Here is a 23,805-nt window from a genome sequence, read left to right as displayed (position 1 = left end):
TTCGGTATGGAATCTCAGGCCAGCGGCACCGGCGCCAGGCCGCAGCCGCGCAGCAGCATCAGCACCACGTGCTCGGTGGCATGCGCGTAGTCCTGCGGCTGCAAGCGGCTGATCCCCAGCACCGCGCAGACCTGCGATTCAAAGTCCGCGTAGGTCTGCGTGGCGGCCCAGATGGTGAAGAACAGGTGCTGCGGATCGACCGGCGCCATCTGGCCGCGGTCGATCCACTGCTGCACCACCGCGGCCTTGCGCGACACCAGTTCGCGCAGGGCATGGCGCAGCACCTCGCCGATCTCGGGCGCGCCGTGCAGCAGCTCGTTGGCGAATACCCGCGACGCATCCGGATGGCTGGCCGACAGCCGCATCTTGGCGCGGATGTACTGCTCCAGCGCCACCTGCGGCGGCAGCTCGGCGCGGATCACGTCGGCTTCCGACAGCCACAGCTGCAGCGTGTGCGCCAGCACCGCGCGGTACAGCGCCTGCTTGGTGCGGAAGTAGTAATGCAGGTTCGACTTGGGCACGCCCGCGCGCATGGCGATCTCCGCCATGGTGGCGCCGGCAAACCCGGCCCGCGCAAACACGTGCTCGGCCGCGCGCAGGATCATGGCCTGGTTCTCCTGCCGGATGCGGCCGCCCGCCGCCGCACGCGCCGGCGGCGCCCGCAAGGGCGGCGCAAGACTGGCGTGCGAGTCCATCAGCGCGTGCCGTACAGGCGGTCGCCGGCGTCGCCCAGGCCGGGCACGATATAGCCGTGCTCGTTGAGGGTCTCATCGATGGCCGCGGTGACGATGCCGACGTCCGGATGCGCGGCGCGCAGCGCGCGCAGGCCGGGGCGCGAGGCGATCAGGCACACATACTTCATGGTGGTGACGCCGGCCTCCCTGAGCCGGTTCAGCGCGGCGATGGCCGAGTTGCCGGTGGCCAGCATCGGATCGACCACGATCACCATGCGTTCCTGGATGTCCTCGGGCATCTTGAAGTAATACTCGATCGGCTCCAGCGTCTCGGGGTCCCGGTACAGGCCGATATGCCCCACGCGCGCCGCCGGCAGCAAGTCGAGCATGCCGTCGATAAAGCCGTTGCCGGCGCGCAGGATCGACACCAGGCACAGCTTCTTGCCGGACAGCACGCGCGATTGCGTGGCCGCGATCGGCGTGCGGATCGCGATGGTTTCCATCGCCAGGTCGCGCGTGGCCTCGTAGGTCAGCAGCTGGCTGATCTCGCGCACCAGGCGGCGGAAGTTGTCGGTGGTGGTCTCCTCGCTGCGCACCAGCGTGACCTTGTGCTGCACCAGCGGGTGGTCGACCACCATCACCCCGGACAGGCAGGCCAGGTCGGCGGGATCCGGCTCGCGGGGCTCAACTGCGGGAACAGCGGACATGTCGTTCATGGTGACGCTCCTGATGCCACGTTGCACAGGCCATCGCTAGCCTTCCCTGCCTGCAACGCCGCCCGCGGCGCGGGCGGCGCGTTCAGAACACCGTGCCGTCGCTGGTGATGGCAAACGGCGGCGCGCCGCCGGGCCGGCGCTTGGCGGCGATGCGCCGTCCCGCGGCCCAGGTGCCGCCTTCGAGCACGCGCGCCAGCGGGAACTGCGCTTCCTCCAGCCCCAGCGCCTGGCGCACGCAATCGGCCACCAGGTCCAGGCCGCTGACGGTCAGCGCGCGCCATTCGACGATGACCGGCTCATCCACCGCATGCGGCTCGGCGGCAAAGCCGGGGTCGCGCGGCACCATCAGCTCGAAGTCATACAGCAGGCCGCCGTTGCGGTACTCGGGCAGGCCGGTCAGCGCATCCAGGCCGGTCACGCTCAGGCCGGCGTCTTCGAGCGGCTCCAGCAGCGAATAGGTCAGCCACTGGGTCAGCTTGTGGAACGGCACCAGCCCGCCCGGCGCCGCCGGATGGCGCCAGCAGTCGCCCAGCGACACGCCCTCGACCACGATGCGCCCCGGCCATACCGGCCCGAGGCCCACCAGCAAGGTGCGCAGCAGGAAGCCGGCATCGAGCTGGCCGCCGACGGCGTGCGCCTTCAGGTAGTCATAGAGGTTGCCCAGCCGCGCCGGCCGCCCGAACAGCGCCGGGGTCGCCTCCATCACCTCGCCCAGCCGGCGCAACAGCCCGGCGCGGCCTTCCAGCCCCACCAGCGGGTTGTGCTGCGCGACCTGGAAGGCGTGCGCAATGCTGTCGGCATCGATGCGCTGCAGGCGCTCGGCATCCGCGCGCAGCGGATCGCCCGGCGCCGCCGAAAAGCCGCCGCGCGCGAACAGGTCGAAGCTGGCCGCGCCCAGTCCTTCCGAACGCGTCAGCACCGCGTCGCTGGCCGGGTCGCGGTAGCGCCATTCCGGCCCGGCGCCCGCATCCAGCAGCACGCTGGGGATCACCAGGTCGATGCCGATGCGCGCGCGCTCCTCGCGGTGTTCGGGCCCGCTCAGCGCGGCGCGCTCGCACAGCACCTGCCAGCGGTCCGCGCGCTGGTCGCCCGCGCCGCTTTCGAAATGGCGCCAGCGGCTGTGGTACGGCACCTGCAGGTCCGGATAACGCTGCCGGATGGTGCTGGCGACGTAGTCGGCAATCGCATGCACGCGGTCCGGGTGCCAGGTGAAGCGTTCGGACGCGCCGCTGGCCACGTGTTCGGTGACCGCCGCGCAATGGGTGCGCACCGCCTCGGCGCACAGCAGCGCCGCCGCGGGATGCCCTTCGGGCACCGGGCTCAGCCAGCCGTCGCCATGGCGCTCGTTGCCGGCACTGTCCTCGGGATACCTCGTCATTCGTTCAACCCCCTGCCCTTTGCCAGGGCCAGTTCGTTCGCATCCGGCGGCGTGTAGTGCGTGAAGTAGCCGGCGGCCACCTTGGCGTCGATCTCGACACGCGCGTCGGCGGGAATCAGCGCCTCGGGGATCGCCACCTGCTCGACCACCTCGATGCCCTGCGCCACCAGCGCGCCGTGCTTCATGTTGCTCATCGACGCCCAGCGGTCGATGCGCCGGATGCCCAGCCAATGGAACACATCCGGCATCAGCTCCTGGAAACGCATGTCCTGCACGCCCGCCACGCATTCGGTACGGGCAAAATAAGTCTCGGCGCGGTCACCGCCGGCCTGGCGCTTGCGGGCGTTGTAGACCAGGAACTTGGTCACCTCGCCCAGCGCGCGGCCCTCCTTGCGGTTGTAGACCACCAGCCCTACGCCGCCCTGCTGCGCCATCTCGATGCACACCTCGATGCCGTGTGCCAGGTACGGCCGGCAGGTACAGATGTCTGACCCGAACACATCGGATCCGTTGCATTCATCGTGCACGCGGCAGGCCACGCGGGTCTCGGGCTTGCCCAGCTGGCTGACATCGCCGAAGAAATACAGCGTCATGCCGCCGATCGGCGGCAAGAAGACCTTCAGGTCCGGCCGCGTCACCAGTTCCGGGAACATGCCGCCGGTCTGCTCGAACAGGCTGCGGCGCAGCACGCTTTCCTTGATGCCGAACCGGGCCGCCATGCCGGGCAGGTACCACACCGGGTCGACCGCCGCCTTGGTCACGCGCACGTCGCCATTGGCATGCAACAGGTCGCCGTCGGGCTTGAGCCGGCCCGCGGCGATGGCCGAGACCAGCTCTGGCATGTTGATGTGCGCGCGCGTCACGGCGATGGTCGGGCGGATATCGACGCCGGCGGCGATGCGGTCGGCAAAGACGGTGGAGACCAGGTGCCCCCACGGGTCGAGCGAGACGATCTTGTCCGGATCGCCCCACTGCGGATGCGGGCCGATGGCCTCGGCGGGCGCGGTGTCGGTCAGGTCCGGACGGTGGTCGCGCTGCAGCGTGCCGGAGGCGACCGCGAGCGCCCGGTAGATGGCGTAGGCGCCGGCGTGGGTGCCGATCACATTGCGCTGCGCCGGGTTGCCCAGGCTGGCGATCACCGGTCCGCGCTCCGCCGCCGTGGGGGCGCCCCAGTGGATCGGCTCGGCCGGCTTGTCGCGGCGCGCGTGCGAAGTCAGGACGATATGGTCGGACATGGCAACCCCGGTTCCCGATGGAATCCTGACCAATCGGTCAGGTTTACGATTCCATACTAGGCAACCTTTGTGCCATCGCCCAATGCCCGTTTACGCCAGTTCGGCACCATTGTGTGTGGCGCCCAACGCAAGTCCGCGCAGCGCCATGCACGCCGGGCGTGCCGACGGCACCACGCCGGCGGCATGCATGCACCACCCCGATGCCGCGGGCAGGCATGCCATGCGCAGGCTGGCCGCGTAGCGCTGCGCGGCGATGCTTGCAAGGGTTACATGGTCGGGCGGCGCGCCGAGCCCCGGCCCGAGTCGCCTGCCGCGTCACCGCGGCCACGCAGCAACGCGCGCAGTGCTGCGAACGGCTGCGCGCTTTCCACGAAACGGTAGAACAAGGCGCCCGCCGCATTGCTCAGGACCCATGCCGCCGCCATGCCGAGCGCGTTCAGCACCGGCTGCCCCGGTGCCAGGTGCGACACCAGCGCATTGACCACCAGGCACACCGAGAAATGGACCAGGAACACGGAATAGGAAATGCGCCCGAAGTACCCCACCACGCGCGCCCGCGGCCAGCGTTCCAGCCATTCGCCGCGCCGTGCCAGCGCCAGCAGCAGCGCGGTGGCGAGCGCCACGGCAATGCGCAGCCGGAAATCCAGTCCCAGCGCGGCCAGCGCCACCGCGCCGAGCAGCGCCAGCGGCAGCAGCGGCCGGCCGGGCGCTGACGCCCAGTAGGCCAGCGTGCCCATGCCATAGGCCCCGAAGAAGTACACCGCCCAGATATCCCACGCGGCATCGCGGTTGAACCAGAACAGCGACGCCACCGCCGCCAGCGCCACCAGGCCGATGCTGAGCGCCACGCCCGCCGTCGCCCTGCCGCGCGACACCGCGCGCGCGGCCCACAGCGTGCCCAGCAGCAGCGCGAACAATTGCAGGTCGATGGCGACGTACCAGGCCCCGGCCGACAACGCCTCGACGTCGACGATGTCATGGAGCAGCGCCAGGTGCGCGAGGAACTGCCCCAGAGTGGGCGACGCCGGGATCGAGTCATGCGTCATCCAGTGCCCCGCCACGGCGGCGCCTGCAATGCTGAGCAGGATTGCCGCGGCAAACGGCACCACCAGTTTCTGGTAGCGGCGCCACAGCATCGACAGCGGATGCTGGCGGATCTCCAGCCGTCCGCCGGGTGCCAGGCTGCGCGCCGCCAGGAAGCCGCTGATCACCAGGAACACCTGCACCGCGATGCGGGCGTAGTCATAGAGCCAGTCCACCAGCCCCGGCGCCAGCTGGTAGGCGGCGTCGGACATCGGTCCATAGAAGGCGAGGTGGTGCAGGACGATCAGTTGCGAACTGACGGCTTTCAGGGCGTCGATGCACGGCAGTCGCGACGGGCGGGAGCTCATTGTTATAGGGAGAATGCAAAAAGCGGGGAAGGCGCGATTCTACCCGCAGCGCCAGCCCTCAATGTGGCGCAATGCATACATTATGCGGATTGGTTACACAGTGGCTTCGCTTGTTGCCAGTTCGACAGCCGCCGCGCGGCGGGCGGCCGCCCGCTCGTCGGGTTACCGGCACAACGCCATCGGCGCTATGCCGATGCCGTGCGCCTGCTCGGCGAGCACATCGCCCCGATCGCGCATCCGTCGCTGCCGCCCTGCGCTCGGGCCGCACCTGGCGCTGGTGCCGAGCGCGCGGCAAGCGCCTCCGAGCCCGAACGCCTACTGGCTGATCCAGGCCGGCGCGCAGCCGCAGGCCGAGACATTCCGCTTCCAGTGAAAAAGTGCGTGACATGAAAAGGCTCCGGTTAGGACCTTTTCATGTGCTGAGCGGCGTCGCACGCTGCCATGAGCAATGCGCCGGCCAGCCATCTGGCAGCGGCATGCGAACCGTGCCTGGCTAGCGCTGCCCCGCACGCGTCCCGCCCTGGGCCAGCGCCTCGCCGGGGGGCGCGACGTTGAGCGTCGCCAGCAGCAGCCCCATGCCCGCCAGGATGCGGTACTGGCTGGCGAGCTCGGTGTACTGGCCCGCCACATAGGCGGTGCGGGCGCTGAAGTACTCGTTCTCCGCATTGAGCAGGTCCAGCAGGCTGCGCTGCCCGATGCGGAATTGCCTGCCGTAGCTGAGCCGCGTGGCATCGCTTGCCTGCACATATTGCTGCAGGCTGGCCAGGCGATCCTGCGCGGTACGGTTGGCGTTATAAGCCAGCGACACGCTTTCCTGCACCTGCCGCCGCAGCCGTTCCAGGTTCTGCGCGGCTTCCTGGATCTGGAAGCCAGCCTCGCTGATGCGGGCCTTGTCGGCATTGCCGCGGAACACGTTATAGCGCACGCGCAGCATCACCCGGCGCTCGTCGGTGGTGCCCAGCACACGATCGCGGTCGCGTGCCCCGCCGACCTCGAGTTCCAGCCTCGGCCACAAGGCCGAGCGCGCCAGCGCGCGTGCGGCCTCGGCTTCGGCGATATCGGCCTGGCCCGCGCCCAGTGCAGGGTGGCTGGCGCTGGCCACCTGCTGGGCCTCGGGCTCGGTCGCGGGCAGGACCGCAGCCAGCGATTCCGGCCGGGACAAGCGCTGCGGTGCCGTCCCGACCACGCGCACGAACGCCGCCTCGGCATCCTGCAGCGCGCCTTGCTCCGCCCGCAGGCTGGCCTTGGCCAGCGCCAGCCGGCTCTCGGCCTGGTAGAGGTCGGCGCGGCGCAGAACGCCGTTATCGGCGCCGAGCCGGATCTGGTCATGGATATGCTGGTGCGCCTCGAGATTGGCGATGGCGATCGCCACCGTCTCCTGCCGCCGCAGCACCTCGACATAGACAGCGACGGTGCGCAGCGCGATGTCTTCCGCGGTGGCGCCGACCCGGTAGGCCGCGCCGTCGATGCGGGCGCCCTGGCGCTCGACATCGCTGCTCACGCCGAAACCGTCGAACAGCATCTGCGTGATGGTGATGTCGGCGGCATGGCGGCCATACGAGGCGTCCGACATTCCGGCCACACGGCTGCTTTGGCTGTCCAGCCGCACGCGGCCGGTGGCGCCGCCGATATCGATCCGCGGCAGGTAGCCGGCGCGCGCCTGCTTCAGCCCTTCGTCGGCAGCCAGGCGGCGGCTGCCCGCGGCCAGCACTTCGGGATTGCTGTGCACGGCCAGGTCGACCGCCTGAGGCAGCGCCTGGGCCGCCGCGTGCCGCGCCAGCGCCAGCGCCAGCGCCATCCATAGCAGCACGGGTGCCAGCCGGCACCATGTCGTCGTCATGCTTCCCCCTGCCGGGCACACCGCGTTCGCGCGCTGCACGCGTCCGAGCGCGGTGCCCTTACCCGCTTATTATGGTTTTGATACTGCCGGCAGCGATGCCGCCGTCCTGCATTGCCGCTTGTTGCTGTGTCCCCCTTCCCGCCTTGCCCCGTTTCCTGCCGGTGGCTGGCTCAAGCCGTATGGATGTTGCCGTTGCTCAGCAGCGTATTCAGGTCCAGTCCCACCACGCCCTGCAGCACGGCCACATCCTGGAACGCGGCGGCGCTGCCGCCGCCGTCCCGGTCCAGGCTGACCACGGTATTGCCGTCGACTTCGGCCAGACGCACGAATTGCGCCACATTGGCGCTGGTCACGCTGACGCCCGCCAGCAGCTCCGACAGGTCCAGCACGTCACCGCCTGCCGACGCCGGCGCGAAGTCGAAATCAGTGATCGTATCGACCGAAGCGGCCTCGGCGCGCAGCAAGCGGAAGGTATCGCTGCCCGCGCCGCCCGCGAGCGTGTCGGACCCCGCGTCCCCGACCAGCAGGTCATTGCCCGCGCCGCCGCCCAGATGGTCATCGCCGGCGCCGCCGCGCAGCACATCGTTGCCGGCCGAGCCCGCGATGGTGTCGTTGAAGGCCGAACCGATCACGCCTTCCATGCCCTTGTAGCTGTCGGTGCCCAGATTGACGCTGCCGAGATTGACCGAGGTCGCGCTGCTGCTCTGCACCAGCGTGAAATCAATCGCGCCGGTGGCATCGGAGAAATCCAGCAGGTCGATGCCCGCGCCGCCATCGAGGGTGTCGTTGCCAGCGCCGCCGCGCAGGATGTCATTGGCGCCGCTGCCGGTCAGCGAGTCGTTGAAGCGCGACCCGACCACGCCTTCCATGTTGCTGTAGGTATCGCTGCCAAGGCCAACGGCGGACAGGTTGACCAGCGTGCCGCTGCCCTGCGCCAGCGTAAATGCCAGCCCGCTGCTGGCATCGGACAGGTCCAGCATGTCGATGCCGGCGCCGCCATCGAGCGTATCGTCCCCGGCGCCGCCTCGCAGCACGTCATCGCCCGCGCCGCCGCGCAACGTGTCACTCGCTGCGCCGCCGATGAAGATATCGCTGGCCGCGGCTCCGGTCAGCGCATCGGTGTTGCTGCCACCGTCGAGGTAGGAAGCCTGATAGGTCTCGCTCGCCAGCGTCACCGTGGCTGCGCCATTCGTCGGCGAGACCTTGACCGTCACCGTCGCCGTGCTGCTGCCGCCCGCGCCATCGGAAACGGTATAGCTGAAGCTGCCCGTCGCCGAGTTGTCGGAATCGAACATGATGTAGCTGTTATTGGTGCCGGGCGCGAACCTCAGGTTGCTGACCGCGCCCGTGGCCCCGCTCAGGCCGGTGATCGCCAGTGCCAGGCCGTCGACATCGCCGTCATTGGCGAGCAGGGCACTGACCGGTATCAGGATGCTGCCAGTGTTGTTCGAGACGTAGACGACGTCCGCGGCAGCCACCGGCGCATCGTTGACGGGCTGGATGGCGATCGCCACGGCATCGATGTCGGCCGTGACCCCGTCGCTGGTCTGCATCTGCAGCGATGCGGCGCCGGCATAGTCCTTGTCGCCTGCAAACTGCAGGCCATCCAGCGCGGCGCGAATGGCCGCGTCACTGCCGGTGAAGGTCATGGCGCCGTCGGCGCTGCCATCGCCAGCAAGAAACTGCAATCCCGCCGTGCCGTTCAGCGTAATCGTGCCCCCGCTCGCCGTCAGCGTCACCGTGTGGCTGCTGCCGTCCGCATCGAAGAAGCCGAGCGCATTGCCGGTGGCGGTGCTGAATGACAGCGGCGCGTCTTCACTGACCGACTGCGCCCCCGGAACGCTGTTGATGACGGCATCGTTGGTGCCCACGATATTGACCGTGACGGTCTGCTGCGCGGTCTGGTCAGCCGACCAGACCGTCAGTGCGTCGCTGGCCTGTTGGCCGGCGGTCAGCGCATCGGCCTTGCTGTTGTCCAGCGTATAAGTCCAGGCGCCTGTGGCGCTGTTGAACGTGAACGTGCCGTATTGCCCGACCAGGCTGTCGGGCGGCACGGCCGCGAAATGGGCCTCGCCGGCATCGGCATCGCCGACGGTCAGCGTGCCGCTGGCCGCGGCATCGCCTGCCGTGGCGTTGGCCGCGCCACCGGCCTCCGTCACCGCCGTGTCTTCGCTCGCCGATGCGGTGACGGTCGCCGCATCGTTAGTGCCGGTGATATTGACCGTGATGGTCTGCTGCGCGGTCTGGTCGGCCGACCAGACCGTCAGTGCGTCGCTGGCCTGTTGGCCGGCAGTCAGCGCATCGGCCTTGCTGTTGTCCAGCGTGTAGGTCCAGGCGCCGGTGGTGCTGTTGAACGTGAACGTGCCGTATTGCCCGACCAGGCTATCCGGCGGCACAGCGGCGAAGTGGGCCTCGCCGGCATCGGCATCGCTGACGGTCAGCGTGCCGCTGGCCGAAGCATCGCCTGCCGTGGCGTTCGCCACGCCACCGGCCTCCGTCACGGCCGTGTCTTCGCTCGCCGATGCGGTGATGGTCGCCACATCGTTAGTGCCGGTGATATTGACCGTGATGGTCTGCTGCGCGGTCTGGTCGGCCGACCATACCGTCAGCGCGTCGCCGGCCTGTTGCCCGGCGATCAGCGCATCGGCCTTGCTGTTGTCCAGCGTATAAGTCCAGGCGCCCGTGGTGCTGTTGAAGGTGAACGTGCCGTATTGCCCGACCAGGCTGTCCGGCGGCACGGCGGCGAAATGGGCCTCGCCGGCATCGGCATCGCTGACGGCCAGCGTGCCGCTGGCCGAAGCATCCCCTGCCGTGGCGTTCGCCACGCCACCGGCCTCCGNCACGGCCGTGTCTTCGCTCGCCGATGCAGTGATGATCGCCGCGTCGTTGGCGCCGTTGATCCGGATATTCAACGTCGATGCCGCCGAGGCCTGGCCATCCGTCACGCTATAGGCAAACGACTCATCGACATGGTCGCCAAGGCGCAGCGACTGGACCAGCGGATTGCCGTTGTCCAGGGTGTAGCTGTAGCTGCCGTCGGCGTTGATCTGCAGCGTGCCGTACTGGCCGACATAGGTGCCGGGACCGGCTACGGCCAGCACATTGCCGGCGTCGACGTCGCTGTCATTGGCCAGCACGTTGCCGGTGATCGGGTTCGGATGGTTGTCTTCGCCGATGGCGTTGGCATCGGCCGCGGCAGTAGGGGCATGGTTGTCGTAGCCGGCAAAATCGGATTTGGTCAGGTCGTGCAGGCCGTCAAGGCGAATCACCATTTCTGCCGTGGCGGGATTGCCGTCGACATCGACGTACACATAGGTATTGCCACCCGCTTGCTGGTACCAGGCGCCATGGGCCGTCGGCATCAAGCCGCCCCACTGGAAGCCGGTGTCGCCCAGCACCGGGCGCAGGTCCAGGCGATCGGTGCCGCGCTGGAAGTCGGCGATGACGTCCATGCCGGCCGCGGTGGAATCGGCGACAGCGTGGTAGACGAAGGTGTCGCGGCCGCTGCCGCCATGCAGCATGTCGCCGCCGCCCCCGCCGGCGATGGTGTCGTTGCCGCCTTCGCCGTAGACCGTGTCCCTGCCATTGCCGCCGGCGATGATGTCGTCGCCGCCGACCACGGCGCCGTCGCCGTTGTCGCCAAAGACCAGGTCGTCGCCGTTGCCGCCCTGGATGCGGTCATTGCCGGGCTGGGCCGACGCATGTCCGCGCCCGAGCAGATAGTCGGCATAGCTGTCGTAGCCGTCGCCATACAGCGTATCGCCGCCGTTGTCGCCGGTGTAGAGCGTCGACGCACCGTCGGCGCTGCCAATCACGTCGTCGCCGCTGCCGCCATAGACCGCGTCGGTGCCGTTGCCGCCGGACAGGCTGTCGTTGCCGCGCCCGCCGAACACACGATCCTTGCCGTTGGCGCCCAGCAGCGTGTCGTTGCCATCGCCGCCTTCGACGATATCGTCGCCGTTGCCGGCATCGACATAATCGCTGCCATCGCCGGCGCTGACATAGTCGTTGCCGTTGCCGCTGAGGATGGTGTCGCTGCTCGCGGTGCCGCTGAGGCTGTCGCTGCCGTTGGTGCCAGTCACGGTTGCCATGGTCGTTCTCTCTCCGTCCTGAATGCAGGCCTCGCGGCCGTGCCTTGCCTGTTATCGTTGCAAAAGGCTCGCGTGCGAGCGCGGGTCCTACCGCTCGCGGAACGCCATGTCCCGGGTCTTGATGATGGGCTTGAGCAGGTAATGGAGCACCGTCTTCTGGCCCGTCAGTACATCCACCGTGGCGACCATGCCGGGCAGGATCGGCACCTGCACCGCACTGCCCGCCGGCCGGTTGTCGCGGGTACGCACGCGCACCAGGTAGTAGCTCTCGGGGCGTTCGCCGGGCCGCTCGGGCGTGAGCGTATCGGCGCTGATATGTTCGACGGTGCCGGCAAAGCCGCCATAGACGGAGAAGTCGTAGGCCGACAGCTTGACCACGGCGGGCTGCCCCGGCCGCAGGAAAGCGATGTCGGCCGGACGCACGCGCGCCTCGACCAGCAACGTGTCTTCCAGCGGCACGATTTCCACCAGGTCCATGCCGGGCTGGACCACGCCGCCCACGGTGTTGACCTTGAGCTGCTTCACAATCCCGGCCAGCGGCGCGCGCACCAGGGTGCGATCGACCCGGTCCTGCAAGGCGGTGTTGGATGCGCTCAGCGCTGCCTGCTCGGCCCTGGCCTGGTTGAGTTCGCGCATGGCCTCGGCGCGGAAATGCGCGCTCGCTTCGTCGAGCTTCTGCTGGCTCTCGCGATAGGCCGCTTCGAGGCGCGGCAGCGCCAGCCGCGACGCGTCGAGCTCGCCCTTGAGGTCATTGGTCTGCCGCTCCAGCCGCAGCACGTCGACATCGGAGACCACGCCCTGCGCCACCATCGGCCGCATCATCGTCAGCTCCTGCGCCACCAGGCGATGGCTCTGCCGCAGTTGCTGCTCGCGCGAGCGCTTTTCGGTCAACTCCTGCCGGCGCTGCTCCGACTGCTGGCGCAGCACGGCCATATTCGCTTCCAGCGCCTGCTTGCGCGAGGCGAACAGCGAGCGTTCCTCGGCCACGAAACGGCGCGCATCGCCGTCGCCGCCCGCACTGGCGACGAAGTCGGTGCCGGCGGCCTCGGCGCTCAGGCGCGCGATACGTGCCACCAGCGCATCATCCTTGGCACGGCCTTCCTGGTACGAGGCGGTGAAGCGCGTATCGTCGATGCGCATCAGCGCCTGGTCCTTGTCGACGACCTGTCCGGGCCGCACCAGGATCTGTGCCACGATTCCGCCTTCCAGGTTCTGCACCACCTGCACCTGGCTCGACGGAATCACCTTGCCCTCGCCCACCGCCACCTCGTCGACCCGCGCCAGCGCCGCCCAGCCCAGCGCCACGATGACGAAGACCACGGCGCACCACAGGATCCAGTGCGCGAACCAGCGTGGCCGCGACAGCGCCGCCGCGTCGCGCGCATCCATGAATGCGGTGTCGTCGGCGTACGGCCGCAGCGCGGCGGCCACGCGGCGCGCAAGGGTGCGGGGCTCAGGCCGAGGCGACATGGAGCTTTCTCCCCGCGAGCGCGTTCAGCACCTCGGCCTTGGGCCCGTCGGCAACGATGCGGCCCTGGTCCATCACGATCAGGCGGTCGACCAGGCTCAGCAGCGAGCCGCGGTGGGTCACCAGCAGCAGCGTGCGCTCGCCCAGCGCTGCCGCCAGCCGCGCCTTGAACTGCTCTTCGGTGCGGTTGTCCATGGCACTGCTGGGCTCGTCGAGCAGCAGCACCGGCGGCTGCAACAGCTCGGCGCGCGCGATGGCGATGGCCTGCCGTTGCCCGCCCGAAAGCCCCTCGCCGCGCTCGCCCAGGCGCAGGTCATAGCCCTGGGGCAGGCGCTCGATGAAGTCGCTGACGCCGCCCAGGCGCGCGGCGCGCAGCACGGCGGCATCGTCGGCCCAGGGCGCGCCTATCACGATGTTGTCGCGCACGGTGCCGCTGAACAGCATCACGTCCTGCGGCACATGGCCGATACCGCGCCGCAGCGCCGCCGGGTCGAGCTGGCGCACCTCGGCGCCGTCGACCAGCACCGAGCCGGCATCGGGCGGATACAGGCCCAGGATCAGCTTTTCGATGGTGGTCTTGCCCGAGCCGATGCGGCCGATCAGCCCGACCCGCTCGCCGCTGGCAATGCGGAAGGACACACCGTCGAGGGCGGCAGCGTCGCGGCCGGGATAGCGGAAGCCGACCGCGCGGAATTCGATCTCGCCGCGCAACGGCGGGCGGTGCAGGAAATGCTTGCCGGGCGGGCGCTCGACCGGCAATGCCATGGTCCGGTCGAGGGCGGCCAGCGCGGTGCGCGCCTGGTGATAGCGCGTGGTCAGCCCGGCCATCTGCGACAGCGGCGCCAGCGCACGCCCGGCCAGGATGGTGCAGGCGATCAGGCCGCCCATGGTGAGGCGGTCGTCGGCAATCTGGTAGACGCCAAGCACGACCACCGCAAGCGTGGCGGCCTGCTGTGCGAACAGCGCCGCGTTGACGACGCACGCCGACAACCAGCGCGAGCGCAGCGCCAGCCTTGCCATCTGCCCGACCACCTGCTCCCATTGTCGCTGCGCGACACCTTCGGCGCCGGTGGTCTTGATGGTCTCGAGTCCCACCAGCGTCTCCACCAGCGCCGCCTGCCGCTGTGCCGCGCAGGCACTGCTGGCCCGCACCGCGCGCGCCAGCGGTCCCTGCAGCGCCAGGCTCAGGCCAAGCACCAGCGGCACCGCCAGCAGCGGCACCCACGCGAGCGGGCCGCCCACCCAGAACATCGCGGCGATGAAGACCGCGGCAAACGGCAGGTCGACCAGCGTGGTGATGGTGGCGGAGGTGAGGAAATCGCGCACCGATTCGAATTCCTGCAACTGGCTGCCGAGGCTGCCGACCGAGGCAGGCCGTGACTTCATCTCGATGCCCAGCACTTTCTCGAACACCGTCGCGGATACCGTCACGTCGATGCGCTTGCCGGCCACGTCGACAAAGTAGCCGCGCAGCATGCGCATGGCGAGCTCGAACAGCAGCACCAGGCCGACACCCACGGCAAGGGCCCACAAGGTCTCCAGCGCATGGTTCGGCACCACGCGGTCATAGACATTCATGGTGAAGAGCGGCATCACCAGAGCAAACAGGCTCAGCAGCAAGGAAGCCACCAACACCTCGCCGTAGGCCGGCCAGCATTGCCGCATCACGCCCCAGAACCATGCCTGCGGCGCGTGATCGGGCGCGTCGGGCGCGGGATCGGACACCGCATCGATGGCAGCCCGGGCGGCATCCGGACGGTACGCGGGCCGGGCCAGGAGGGCGTGTCCGGTGTAGCGCGCCAGCAGGTCTTCGCCGCGCACGGCCTGTTCACCGTCACCGAACTCGGGCAGCACCACCACCAGCCTGCCCTCATCGGCGCGGCGCACCAGGACGCAGGCCTCGCCCTGGTCCAGCAGCAGCATCGCGGGCAGCACGCGGTCAGGGATCTCGTCGGGCTTGCGTCGTACCAGCCGCGCGCACAGGCCTGCGCGCGCCGCGGCACGCGCGCACAACGCTGGGGTGAGGCGATGGCCCTCCAGCGGCAGCCCGGCCACCAGGGCCTCGGCGGAGGCCGGCTGGTGGAAGTGCCGGGCCAGCCAGAGCAGGCAGTCCAGCAGTGCGTCGTCGGGAGGCGCGTCGCCGCGGAGATCCGGGGCGGCAGGCCGGATCTCGCGCGCAGGCGTGGCGGCGGCGTGCATGGCACCGGTCCCGGTATTACCGCGATGGTCGACCGGGCATCTGCCGGGCGATGGCACATGCCGCCATCGTCCTGCGCCCGCGGTTGCTTGCTGCCATCATGCCCCCCGTCCCGTTGCCATGTCGTTTTTCGCAAGCGTAGGTGAGCCGGACGCCGGCGCCCATCGTCCGGATGGCGCAAGGGGCGCTTGCAATGCCGACGGGGCCTCATCCGTTTGGCGTTTCACCTATGCAACCGATACGGGAAAGCGGGCCGGATCTCAGAATTTGCTTATGACGACAATGTCCTTCGCCCCGCGCTTGCTGGGGTATACCCTAGCGTCTTCGCCGGATTGTCGGCTGCTTTCCTGTTTCCCCCGCGCATGACCGCCTTCGCCTTGCCTGCCCTGACCGCCCGCCTTCCCCGTGCCCGCCGCCTGCTCGCGGCAATCCTGCTCGCCGCCGGCGCCGCCGCCATGCTGGCCCCGGCCGCCGCGCGCGCCCAGAGCCCGGTGCTCGACAAGATCCGCGACGCCGGCACCATCGTGCTGGGCTACCGTGAATCCGCGCTGCCGTTCTCGTTTGCCGACGACAAGGGCCAGCCCGCCGGCTATGCCGTCGACCTGTGCCTGCGCGCGGCCGAGGCCGCGCGCCAGAAGCTGGGCCTGAAGGACCTGAAGGTGCGCTGGATGCCGCTGACGCCGCAGAACCGGATCCCGGCGGTGGTGAACGGGCTGGTCGACCTCGATTGCGCGCCCAACACCAACTCGCTCGAGCGCCAGAAACAGGTCGCGTTCAGCGTCTCGCACTATGTGTCGACGGTGCGGATGCTGGTGCGCGCCGATTCGGGCATCCGCTCGTTCGGCGACCTGCGCGGCAAGACCGTGGTCACCAGCGCGGGATCGACCGGCGACCGCCACGTGCGCCGCTTCAAGGGGCAGTACGGCTATCACGACGTCTACGCCAAGGACCACGGCGAATCGTTCCTGCTGCTGGAATCGGGCCGGGCCCAGGCCTTCGTGATGGATGACGTGCTGCTGGCCGGCCTGCGCGCGCGCGCCAAGGATCCTTCGCAATACGTCATCGTCGGTCCGGCGCTGTCCGTCGAACAGAACGCGCTGATGCTGTCCAAGGCCGATCCGGAATGGAAGCGCCTGGTCGACCAGACCCTGGCCGCCACCTTTGCCGGCCCCGAGGTCGCGGCGCTGCAGCAGCGCTGGTTCCAGCAGCCCATCGGCAGCCGCGGCATCAACCTGGCGCTGGCGCCTTCGGGCGAGGTGCGCGCGGCCTGGAAGCATCCGTCCGACGCGGTCACCGAATAAGGCGTGCCGGCGGCGCCATGCGCAATCGCGCTGGCGCCGCAATTCAGGGTTTCCATGAGGTGGCCGTGCCGGGCAAGCCCCAAGTTGACAGCCGCGAATGATGTTGGCGACACTGGCCCGGGCCATCCCTGTACCGGGCAGGCCATAGACACGACCGCCAGACGGCGGCATATCTCAGGAGAAACCATGAACAAGTTCGTCGCGACCGCGATCGCACTCTGCCTTGGCGCCGCTTCGCTGGCCGTGCAGGCACAAACCGGCGGCAAGCAGCAGTTCGATCCGTATTCCCAGGGCGCCAAGTCGGGCGAGAAGTTCGACCCGTACAGCCAGGGTGCCAAGGCCGGCGACAAGTTCGATCCGTACAGCCAGGGCGCCAACAAGAGCACCCGCACCGACCTGACCGACGCGTCCGCGCCGGGAGCCGAGAAGAAGCCGGCCAAGCAGGCCACCAAGAAAAAGAACAACAAGAACAGCAAGAAGAAAGCCGCCTCCGCACCGGCCGCCAGCTGAACCACGGCTGCCGCCGGGTACAAGGAAACCCGCCTCGGCGGGTTTTCTTGTGTCCTCGCACCGGGTCGCTCCGGGCGCCTGCTACGGTGCCTGCGTATCGCGCTCCAGCGCGGTGACATCGACCCGCTGCACCTTGTCGTCCTGGCGCACCTCGGTGCGCAGCACGAAGGCCTCCGCCGGGCAGTACCAGTCGGTGACGTGCATCACGGTGGGCTCGACCTGCACCAGTTCGCCCCCGATCATCAGCGGGCCCAGCGAGGTGCGCTTGTCGTAGGAAATCGGGTGGCATTCCTTGCGCCCCATCAGGGTCTCGATCGTCTGCAGCCTGCCCACGTGGCGCGAACCGATATGGATGGTGGCGCGCTGCGCGTCCATGGTGCTGACGGCTTCATCGGAGCCCAGCGGATAAACCTTCAGCGAGACGCTGGAGCGGAACACTTCGCCCTCCAGCGTGGTGCCTTCGCGCAGGTCGAGGCCGGCGTAGTTGAACACCCCCTTGCCGCGGAACGCCGCCTCGCCGTACATGCGGGCATAGCGGGCGCGCGCGTTGATGACCGCATGCTGGCTTTCGATGCTGGTCTGCGCCTCGGGCGCACTGCGCTCGATCACCACCTCGTGGACCTGGTTGGTGATCACCGGCGGCCCCATCAGCGCGGACAGCGCCGACTTGGAATTGACTTCGAGCTGGGCGCGGCATCCGGTCGGGCTGCGCTTGACATCGCGCAGGGTCATGCGGATGGACATCGGCATCACGCCGTCGCCTTCCATCTGCACATGCGAACCGGAACGAAACCACGGCGCGTTGCACAGCACCGCCGCGGCGGCGGCCTGCGCCTGGCTGGCCGCGGCCTGGGCGACTCCGCCGGTGCCCGGCAATACCGCCATGCCCTGTGCGCTCGCCGGCTGCAGCGCGCATAGCGCCAGCCCCAGCGTCAATGCCATGCTCGCGACCAGGCCGGCCCGCCGGCCCTGCTGACCCTTTGTCTTCACATCGATCCCCGTCTGGATTTTTCCGGTCCCCGGCATCAGCACCGGCTCCCAGTGACTGATTGACATCAGAATTATCGCGTTTTTGTTGCGTATGTAACTGGTCATTTCACGCCTTCGGCGGTCTAACGGCATGCGGACGACGATGCCCTGGCCTGCAAGGGTCCGGCTGGCTGCAAATGCCCGATACCCCTCTTCCGCGTACTCGCCGCCTAGGATGCGTCCGGGGCCTTGCCGGAGTGACTTGGCCGCCGTGCTACCATTGCGCGCCTCGCGTTTTCCAGCGGTTGTGGCGTCCCCGGCGCCTGGCGGCCAGGGCGTACCCGCAGTGCGCCCGCGCCGACGTTCGCGTCCGGTGTCCACCGCCAGGCCTGGCTCTGCGTTGTGATGGCTTCCCCTTCACCGCGCCTCGCCCGAGACCTGGCCGTCCGCGCTTTTCCAGGAGATCCATGCGTAGTTCATCGACCTCGCGGTTTGCCGCCGCGCCGTCCATCGGAGCCACCGCAACTGCCGTCATGCTGGTTGGCCTGCTGATCCTGCTGGTCTGGTTCGGTACCCTGGACATGCGCCACCTGCTGCGCTCCGATGAAGGCCGCTACGCCGAGATTGCCCGCGAGATGGTCGCCACCGGCGACTGGGTCACGATCCGCTACCACGAGCTCAAGTATTTCGAGAAACCGCCCCTCCACATGTGGGTGACGGCGCTGGCCTACACCCTGTTCGGCGTCGGCGACTGGCAGGCACGCCTGTGCGTGGCGTTGTCCGGCATGCTGGGCATCGGCGTGTCGATGCTGGCGGCGGCCCGCTGGTACGGTTGCCGCGTGGCGATGCTGACCGGCCTGGTGCTGGTGTCGGCGCCGATGTGGAATGTCGCCGGGCACTTCAATTCGCTCGACATGACGCTGTCCGGGGCCATGGCGTGCGTGCTCGCCTGCATGCTGCTGGCCCAGCATCCCGCGGCCACGCCCGCCGTGCGGCGCAACTGGATGCTGGCCTGCTGGGCAGCGATGGGGTTGGCGGTGCTGGTCAAGGGGCTGGTCGGCCTGGCCTTGCCCGGCCTGGTGCTGGTGGTCTATTCGCTGGCGACACGCGACTGGAAGCTGTGGGGCCGCCTGCATCTGCTGGCCGGCATCGCGGTGCTGCTGGCGGTCACGCTGCCGTGGTTCTGGCTGGTGTCCGAACGCAACCCGGAATTCCTGCGCTTCTTCTTTATCCACGAGCACTGGCAGCGCTACACCTCCAACGTGCACCACCGCGAGGGCGCGCTCTGGTTCTTCGTGCCGCTGCTGCTGGGCGGCTTCCTGCCGTGGCTGGGCCTGGTGCCGCAGATGTGGCTGGCGGTGCGCGAGCGCGCCGGGGTGGCGCGCGGCAATGCGCCGCGCCCGTTCCAGCCGGCGCTGCTGGCCGGGCTATGGGCCGTGGCGATCTTTGTCTTCTTCAGCCTGTCCGGCTCCAAGCTGCCGGGCTATATCGTGCCGGTCGTGCCGGCGCTGGCGCTGCTGGCCGGCGTGGCGCTGGATACCACCACGGAACGCGCGTGGCGCTGGCAGGTCAATGCCATGGTCGCGCTCGGCGTGATCGGGCTGGTCGCGATGCCGTTCGTCGGCATGATGGAAAAGCCGGGCACGCCCAATGCGGTGTATCGTGAATTCGCCGGATGGCTCGCCATCGCCTTTGCGGTGATGCTGGGCGGCGCGCTGCTGGCTCGCCGGCTGCTGCGCACGCGCGGCGTGTTTCCCAGCGTGGTGGCCTATGCGCTGGCCATGTTCCTGTGCGCCACGGTCGGACTGCGCGCCCACGAAGTGATGGGCCGGCCGAGCTCGGGCGCGGACCTGGTGCCCGCGATCAATGCCGTGCTGAAGCCCGACATGCCGCTGTACAGCGTGCGGCTGCTGGACCACACGCTGCCGTTCTACCTGCGCCGCACCACGATCCTGGTCGAGCATCCGGATGAACTCGAGTTCGGCGTCAACCAGGAACCGCACAAGTGGATCCCGACCGTCGACCAGTTCCTTGCGCGCTGGCAGGACGGCCAGCGCGCGGTGGCGATCATGGCGCCGCAGACCTACGCCGCGCTGGCCGCGCGCGGCGTGCCGATGCACAAGATCGCCGGCGACCGCCGGCGCGTGGCCGTCGCCAATTTTTCGCTGCCCGGACAGCCAGCCCAGACGCAAGCACCGTAATCCGCCAACCGCCTTGCCATGACGCTTTCCACCTTTGCTTTCATCCTGACCGGCGTGCTGCTCAATGCGGCGGCGCAGCTGCTGCTCAAGGCCGGCGTCAACGCCGTGGGCGCCATCACGCTCGATCGCGGCACGCTGCTGGTGACGGCGCTGCGCGTGCTGACGCAATGGCCGGTGCTTGCCGGGCTTACGCTGTACGTGGTCAGCGTGGGCGTCTGGATCGTGGGCCTGTCGCGCGTCGATGTGTCGATCGCCTATCCGATGCTGTCGCTGGGCTACGTGGTCAATGCGCTCGCGGCCTGGTGGCTGTTCGGCGAGATCATCGGCCCCTTGCGCGTGGCCGGCATCCTGCTGATACTGGCGGGCGTCTTCCTGATCGCCCGCTCCTGAAGGCTGTCCGCGCCTTCGCCCGGCCTGACCCCTGCTACCCCTCCTTCGCTTGCCATGACCGCCTCCGCTCCCGCCTTCCTGCCGTTTGTGCGGCCCGAGATCGACGCCGCCGCCATTGCCGAAGTCGGCAAGGTGCTGGCCTCCGGCTGGATCACCTCCGGACCGAAAATGCAGGCCTTCGAGGCCGCGCTGTCCGACCTGTTCGGCGGGCGCCCGGTGCGCACCTTCGCCAACGGCTCGGCCACCATGGAAATCGCGCTGCGCATCGCCGATATCGGCCCCGGCGATGAGGTCATCACCACGCCGGTCACTTGGGTCGCCACCGCCAACGTGGTGGTGGCCGTGGGGGCGAAGCCGGTGTTCGTCGACATCGACCCGCGCACGCGCAACCTGGACCTCGACGCAGTCGAGGCCGCCATCACGCCTCGCACGCGCGCCATCATGCCGGTCTACCTGTCCGGCCTGCCGGTCGACATGGAGCGCCTGTACGCGATTGCCGCCAGGCACGGGCTGCGCGTGATCGAAGACGCGGCCCAGGCGATCGACTCGCGCTGGCGCGGCCAGCGCATCGGCGCCTTCGGCGACCTGGTCAGCTTCAGCTTCCAGGCCAACAAGAACATCACCACCATCGAAGGCGGCTGCCTGGTGATGAACACGCCCGCGGAAGCCGTGCGCGCCGAGCGCCTGCGGCTGCAGGGCGTGATCCGCACCGGCATGGACGGCATGGACGTCGAAGAGCCGGGCGGCAAGTTCAACCTGACCGATGTCAACGCGGCGGTCGGCCTGGCCCAGCTGGAGCGGCTCGACGCCATCACCGCGCGCCGCGCCGAACTGGCCGACGCCTACTTCCGCTGCGCCGCCGACAGCGGCCTGCAGGACCTCGGCATCGAGCTGCCGCAGGCGCTGGACCCGCAATCGGCCACCACCAACTGGCACATGTTCCAGGTGGTGCTGCCGACCGAGCGCATGCAGGGCGGCCCGGCACAGGCGCGGCACCAGCTCATGGAAGCCATGCGCGAGCGCGGCATCGGCACCGGCGTGCACTACCCGCCGGTCCATCTTTTCACTTACTACCGCTCACTCGGCTGGCGCGAAGGCATGCTGCCGCACGCCGAGCGCATCGGGCGCGGCATCGTCACGCTGCCGCTGTTCCCGGCGATGCAAGCCTCGGACGTGGAGCGGGTCTGCGCAACCCTCAGCGAAACATGCAAACGTCTTTCCCAATGAGCCCGGTCCAGGTCTCGGTCGTCATTCCGGTCTACAACGAAGAAGACGGGCTGCAAGCCCTGTTCGATCGCCTCTATCCGGCACTGGATGGCCTCGGCGAAAGCTACGAGGTCATCTTCATCAACGACGGCAGCGTCGACCGCTCGGCGCAACTGCTGGCGGCACAGTTCCACAAGCGCCCGGACGTGACCCGGGTGGTGCTGTTCAATGGCAACTTCGGCCAGCACATGGCGATCCTGGCGGGCTTCGAGCACACCCGCGGCAAGATCGTGATCACGCTCGACGCCGACCTGCAGAACCCGCCCGAGGAAATCCCGCGCCTGGTCGAGACCATGCGCGCCGGCCACGACTACGTCGGCACCGTCCGCCGCCAGCGCAACGACACCGCGTTCCGCCGCTATGCCTCGCGCGCGATGAACCGGCTGCGCGAGCGCATCACCAAGATCCGCATGACCGACCAGGGCTGCATGCTGCGCGCCTATGACCGCAGCGTGATCGATACCATCAACGCGTGCCGCGAGGTCAACACCTTCATTCCGGCGCTGGCCTACACCTTTGCCTCGAACCCGGTCGAGATCGAAGTCGGACACGAGCAGCGCCATGCGGGCGAATCGAAGTACTCGCTGTACCAGCTGATCCGCCTGAATTTCGACCTGGTGACCGGCTTCTCGATCGTGCCGCTGCAGTGGTTCTCGGCGATCGGCACCCTGCTGTCGCTGCTGTCCGGGGTGCTGTTCGTGGTACTGCTGGTGCGGCGCTTCGTGCTGGGCTCCGAAGTGCAGGGGGTGTTCACGCTGTTCGCCATGAACTTCTTCCTGATCGGCATCCTGCTGTTCGGCGTGGGCCTGCTGGGCGAATACGTCGGCCGCATCTACCAGGAGGTGCGCGACCGCCCGCGCTACCGCATCAAGGCCGTGCTCGAGGCCGACCCGGTCCGCACCGGCGTGGAGCCATGATGCGCGCCGTCGTCTTTGCCTACCACAACGTCGGCGACCGCTGCCTGCGCGTGCTGCATGCGCGCGGCGTGGAGGTGGCGCTGGTGATCACGCACCGCGACCGCCCCGACGAGAACATCTGGTTCCAGCGGGTGGCCGACACCGCCACCGAGCTGGGCATCCCCTTCGTCTATGGCGAGGATCCCGCCGATCCCGCCATCGCACGGGCGGTGCGCGATGCGCGCCCCGACGTCATCTTCTCGTTCTACTATCGCGCCATGATCCCCGCCGGCGTGCTGGCGCTGGCACCGGCAGGCGCGTTCAACATGCATGGCTCGCTGTTGCCGAAGTACCGCGGCCGCGTGCCGGTCAACTGGGCGGTGCTGCACGGCGAGACCGAGACCGGCGCCACGCTGCACGTGATGGAAGCCAGGCCCGACGCTGGCGACATCGTCGACCAGACCGCCGTGCCGATCCTGCCCGACGATACCGCCGGCGAAGTATTCGAGAAGGTCACCGTGGCGGCCGAGCAGACGCTGTGGCGCGCGCTGCCTGCGATGATGGCGGGACAGACGCCGCGCCGCCCGAACCGGCTGGCCGAAGGCAGCTATTACTCGGGGCGCAAGCCCGAGGACGGCCGCATCGACTGGCACCGCCCCGCCGCCGAGGTCTACAACCTGATCCGCGCGGTCGCGCCGCCCTATCCGGGCGCCTTCACGGAAGTTGGCGGGCAGCGCTTCATCGTGGCGCAGGCGCGCCGGCCGCTGCCGGGTGCGGTGCCGTCAGTGCCCGCGGGCACGCCAGCCGGCCTGCAGGTGCGCGACGGCCAGGTCGTCGGCGTGTGCGGCGACGGCGGCCTGATCATCGTCACGCAGCTGTTGGCACCGGACGGCGCGGCCGTCACGCCGCAGGCGCTTGCCCGACATCTCCATACCGAACAGTCCAACGAGGGAAACCGATGAAAAAGGTCCTGATTCTCGGCGTCAACGGCTTCATCGGCCACCACCTGACGCGCCGCATCCTGGAAACCACGCCGTGGCAGGTCTACGGCATGGACATGAACACGGACCGCCTGGGCGACCTCGTCGACCACCCGCGCATGCACTTCTTCGAGGGCGACATCACCATCAACAAGGAGTGGATCGAGTACAACATCCGCAAGTGCGACGTGGTGCTGCCGCTGGTCGCCATCGCCACCCCGGCCACCTACGTGCGCCAGCCGCTGCGCGTGTTCGAGCTGGACTTCGAGGCCAACCTGCCGATCGTGCGCGCCGCGGTCAAG

At 69.0% G+C, this 23,805-nt stretch carries 18 protein-coding genes; 8 read left to right on the top strand and 10 right to left on the bottom strand.

Annotation, left to right across the window (positions count from 1 at the left end):
• Positions 1–14 precede the first annotated feature (14 nt).
• The 9 genes from A3AG_RS0120250 to A3AG_RS0120200 all read right to left on the bottom strand — a co-directional run bounded on the left by A3AG_RS0120250 (position 15) and on the right by A3AG_RS0120200 (position 14,992).
• Positions 15–695: a TetR/AcrR family transcriptional regulator gene (locus tag A3AG_RS0120250; protein ID WP_018007182.1), complete on the bottom strand. Its 681-nt coding sequence runs from the start codon at positions 693–695 to the stop codon at positions 15–17.
• Positions 695–1,390, bottom strand: a complete 696-nt coding sequence (gene upp, locus A3AG_RS0120245; protein WP_018007181.1) for a uracil phosphoribosyltransferase — start codon at positions 1,388–1,390, stop codon at positions 695–697. The genes A3AG_RS0120250 and upp overlap by 1 nt, the downstream gene beginning before the upstream one ends.
• An 82-nt stretch (positions 1,391–1,472) precedes the next feature.
• The gene (locus tag A3AG_RS0120240) at positions 1,473–2,768 is read right to left on the bottom strand and encodes a URC4/urg3 family protein (protein ID WP_018007180.1); all 1,296 of its coding nucleotides are present in this window, start codon (positions 2,766–2,768) and stop codon (positions 1,473–1,475) included.
• On the bottom strand, positions 2,765–4,003 hold the full coding sequence (locus A3AG_RS0120235; RefSeq protein WP_018007179.1) for a GTP cyclohydrolase II: 1,239 nt from the start codon (positions 4,001–4,003) through the stop codon (positions 2,765–2,767). Before A3AG_RS0120235 ends, A3AG_RS0120240 begins: the two co-directional genes overlap by 4 nt.
• A gap of 266 nt (positions 4,004–4,269) precedes the next feature.
• The gene (locus A3AG_RS0120225; RefSeq protein ID WP_018007177.1) at positions 4,270–5,394 is read right to left on the bottom strand and encodes an acyltransferase family protein; all 1,125 of its coding nucleotides are present in this window, start codon (positions 5,392–5,394) and stop codon (positions 4,270–4,272) included.
• A gap of 493 nt (positions 5,395–5,887) precedes the next feature.
• Positions 5,888–7,234: a TolC family outer membrane protein gene (locus tag A3AG_RS0120215; protein ID WP_018007175.1), complete on the bottom strand. Its 1,347-nt coding sequence runs from the start codon at positions 7,232–7,234 to the stop codon at positions 5,888–5,890.
• A 170-nt stretch (positions 7,235–7,404) separates the two neighbouring features.
• The gene (locus A3AG_RS0120210) at positions 7,405–11,325 is read right to left on the bottom strand and encodes a beta strand repeat-containing protein (protein ID WP_018007174.1); all 3,921 of its coding nucleotides are present in this window, start codon (positions 11,323–11,325) and stop codon (positions 7,405–7,407) included.
• Positions 11,326–11,412: 87 nt separating this feature from the next.
• The gene (locus tag A3AG_RS0120205; RefSeq protein WP_018007173.1) at positions 11,413–12,795 is read right to left on the bottom strand and encodes an HlyD family type I secretion periplasmic adaptor subunit; all 1,383 of its coding nucleotides are present in this window, start codon (positions 12,793–12,795) and stop codon (positions 11,413–11,415) included.
• Complete coding sequence (locus A3AG_RS0120200; RefSeq protein WP_018007172.1) at positions 12,779–14,992, bottom strand: type I secretion system permease/ATPase; 2,214 nt, start codon at positions 14,990–14,992, stop codon at positions 12,779–12,781. Before A3AG_RS0120200 ends, A3AG_RS0120205 begins: the two co-directional genes overlap by 17 nt.
• Positions 14,993–15,352: 360 nt before the next feature.
• Here A3AG_RS0120200 and A3AG_RS0120195 point away from each other — a divergent pair, with 360 nt between their 5' ends.
• Together A3AG_RS0120195 and A3AG_RS0120190 are read left to right on the top strand one after the other, a co-directional pair.
• A complete protein-coding gene (locus A3AG_RS0120195) occupies positions 15,353–16,291 on the top strand; it encodes an amino acid ABC transporter substrate-binding protein (protein WP_018007171.1) in 939 nt (312 codons plus the stop codon).
• Positions 16,292–16,477: 186 nt separating this feature from the next.
• Positions 16,478–16,801 carry a hypothetical protein gene (locus tag A3AG_RS0120190; protein WP_018007170.1) on the top strand — a complete coding sequence of 108 codons (324 nt, stop codon included), beginning with the start codon at positions 16,478–16,480 and terminating at the stop codon, positions 16,799–16,801.
• An 81-nt stretch (positions 16,802–16,882) separates the two neighbouring features.
• On the opposite strand, the gene A3AG_RS0120185 is transcribed toward A3AG_RS0120190, so the two are convergent.
• On the bottom strand, positions 16,883–17,791 hold the full coding sequence (locus tag A3AG_RS0120185) for a hypothetical protein (protein WP_018007169.1): 909 nt from the start codon (positions 17,789–17,791) through the stop codon (positions 16,883–16,885).
• A 446-nt stretch (positions 17,792–18,237) separates the two neighbouring features.
• On the opposite strand from A3AG_RS0120185, the gene A3AG_RS0120180 reads away from it, so the two are divergent.
• From A3AG_RS0120180 to A3AG_RS31810, 6 genes are all read left to right on the top strand, one after another.
• On the top strand, positions 18,238–19,971 hold the full coding sequence (locus tag A3AG_RS0120180) for a glycosyltransferase family 39 protein (protein WP_026164334.1): 1,734 nt from the start codon (positions 18,238–18,240) through the stop codon (positions 19,969–19,971).
• An 18-nt stretch (positions 19,972–19,989) separates the two neighbouring features.
• A complete protein-coding gene (locus A3AG_RS0120175; RefSeq protein ID WP_012356262.1) occupies positions 19,990–20,361 on the top strand; it encodes a DMT family transporter in 372 nt (123 codons plus the stop codon).
• 54 nt (positions 20,362–20,415) lie between these two features.
• Positions 20,416–21,588: a DegT/DnrJ/EryC1/StrS family aminotransferase gene (locus A3AG_RS0120170; protein ID WP_018007167.1), complete on the top strand. Its 1,173-nt coding sequence runs from the start codon at positions 20,416–20,418 to the stop codon at positions 21,586–21,588.
• A complete protein-coding gene (locus A3AG_RS0120165) occupies positions 21,585–22,544 on the top strand; it encodes a glycosyltransferase (RefSeq protein WP_370867000.1) in 960 nt (319 codons plus the stop codon). Before A3AG_RS0120170 ends, A3AG_RS0120165 begins: the two co-directional genes overlap by 4 nt.
• Positions 22,544–23,485, top strand: a complete 942-nt coding sequence (locus A3AG_RS0120160; RefSeq protein ID WP_018007165.1) for a formyltransferase — start codon at positions 22,544–22,546, stop codon at positions 23,483–23,485. Before A3AG_RS0120165 ends, A3AG_RS0120160 begins: the two co-directional genes overlap by 1 nt.
• Positions 23,482–23,805 (top strand): NAD-dependent epimerase/dehydratase family protein (locus A3AG_RS31810; protein ID WP_035849319.1); only part of this gene is annotated, 324 nt, incomplete at its 3' end. The genes A3AG_RS0120160 and A3AG_RS31810, both read left to right, overlap by 4 nt.

The organism is Cupriavidus neocaledonicus (assembly GCF_000372525.1).
GTDB classification, from domain to species: domain Bacteria; phylum Pseudomonadota; class Gammaproteobacteria; order Burkholderiales; family Burkholderiaceae; genus Cupriavidus; species Cupriavidus neocaledonicus.
This window is presented reverse-complemented; position numbering and strand designations above follow the sequence as displayed.

Excerpts from the sequence above, each read along its gene's own strand:
- A3AG_RS0120250 (WP_018007182.1), bottom strand. The coding sequence starts at position 695 with ATGGACTCGCACGCCAGTCTTGCGCCGCCCTTGCGGGCGCCGCCGGCG.
- upp (WP_018007181.1), bottom strand. The coding sequence starts at position 1,390 with ATGAACGACATGTCCGCTGTTCCCGCAGTTGAGCCCCGCGAGCCGGAT.
- A3AG_RS0120240 (WP_018007180.1), bottom strand. The coding sequence starts at position 2,768 with ATGACGAGGTATCCCGAGGACAGTGCCGGCAACGAGCGCCATGGCGAC.
- A3AG_RS0120235 (WP_018007179.1), bottom strand. The coding sequence starts at position 4,003 with ATGTCCGACCATATCGTCCTGACTTCGCACGCGCGCCGCGACAAGCCG.
- A3AG_RS0120225 (WP_018007177.1), bottom strand. The coding sequence starts at position 5,394 with ATGAGCTCCCGCCCGTCGCGACTGCCGTGCATCGACGCCCTGAAAGCC.
- A3AG_RS0120215 (WP_018007175.1), bottom strand. The coding sequence starts at position 7,234 with ATGACGACGACATGGTGCCGGCTGGCACCCGTGCTGCTATGGATGGCG.
- A3AG_RS0120205 (WP_018007173.1), bottom strand. The coding sequence starts at position 12,795 with ATGTCGCCTCGGCCTGAGCCCCGCACCCTTGCGCGCCGCGTGGCCGCC.
- A3AG_RS0120200 (WP_018007172.1), bottom strand. The coding sequence starts at position 14,992 with ATGCACGCCGCCGCCACGCCTGCGCGCGAGATCCGGCCTGCCGCCCCG.
- A3AG_RS0120195 (WP_018007171.1), top strand. The coding sequence starts at position 15,353 with ATGACCGCCTTCGCCTTGCCTGCCCTGACCGCCCGCCTTCCCCGTGCC.
- A3AG_RS0120190 (WP_018007170.1), top strand. The coding sequence starts at position 16,478 with ATGAACAAGTTCGTCGCGACCGCGATCGCACTCTGCCTTGGCGCCGCT.
- A3AG_RS0120180 (WP_026164334.1), top strand. The coding sequence starts at position 18,238 with ATGCGTAGTTCATCGACCTCGCGGTTTGCCGCCGCGCCGTCCATCGGA.
- A3AG_RS0120175 (WP_012356262.1), top strand. The coding sequence starts at position 19,990 with ATGACGCTTTCCACCTTTGCTTTCATCCTGACCGGCGTGCTGCTCAAT.
- A3AG_RS0120170 (WP_018007167.1), top strand. The coding sequence starts at position 20,416 with ATGACCGCCTCCGCTCCCGCCTTCCTGCCGTTTGTGCGGCCCGAGATC.
- A3AG_RS0120165 (WP_370867000.1), top strand. The coding sequence starts at position 21,585 with ATGAGCCCGGTCCAGGTCTCGGTCGTCATTCCGGTCTACAACGAAGAA.
- A3AG_RS0120160 (WP_018007165.1), top strand. The coding sequence starts at position 22,544 with ATGCGCGCCGTCGTCTTTGCCTACCACAACGTCGGCGACCGCTGCCTG.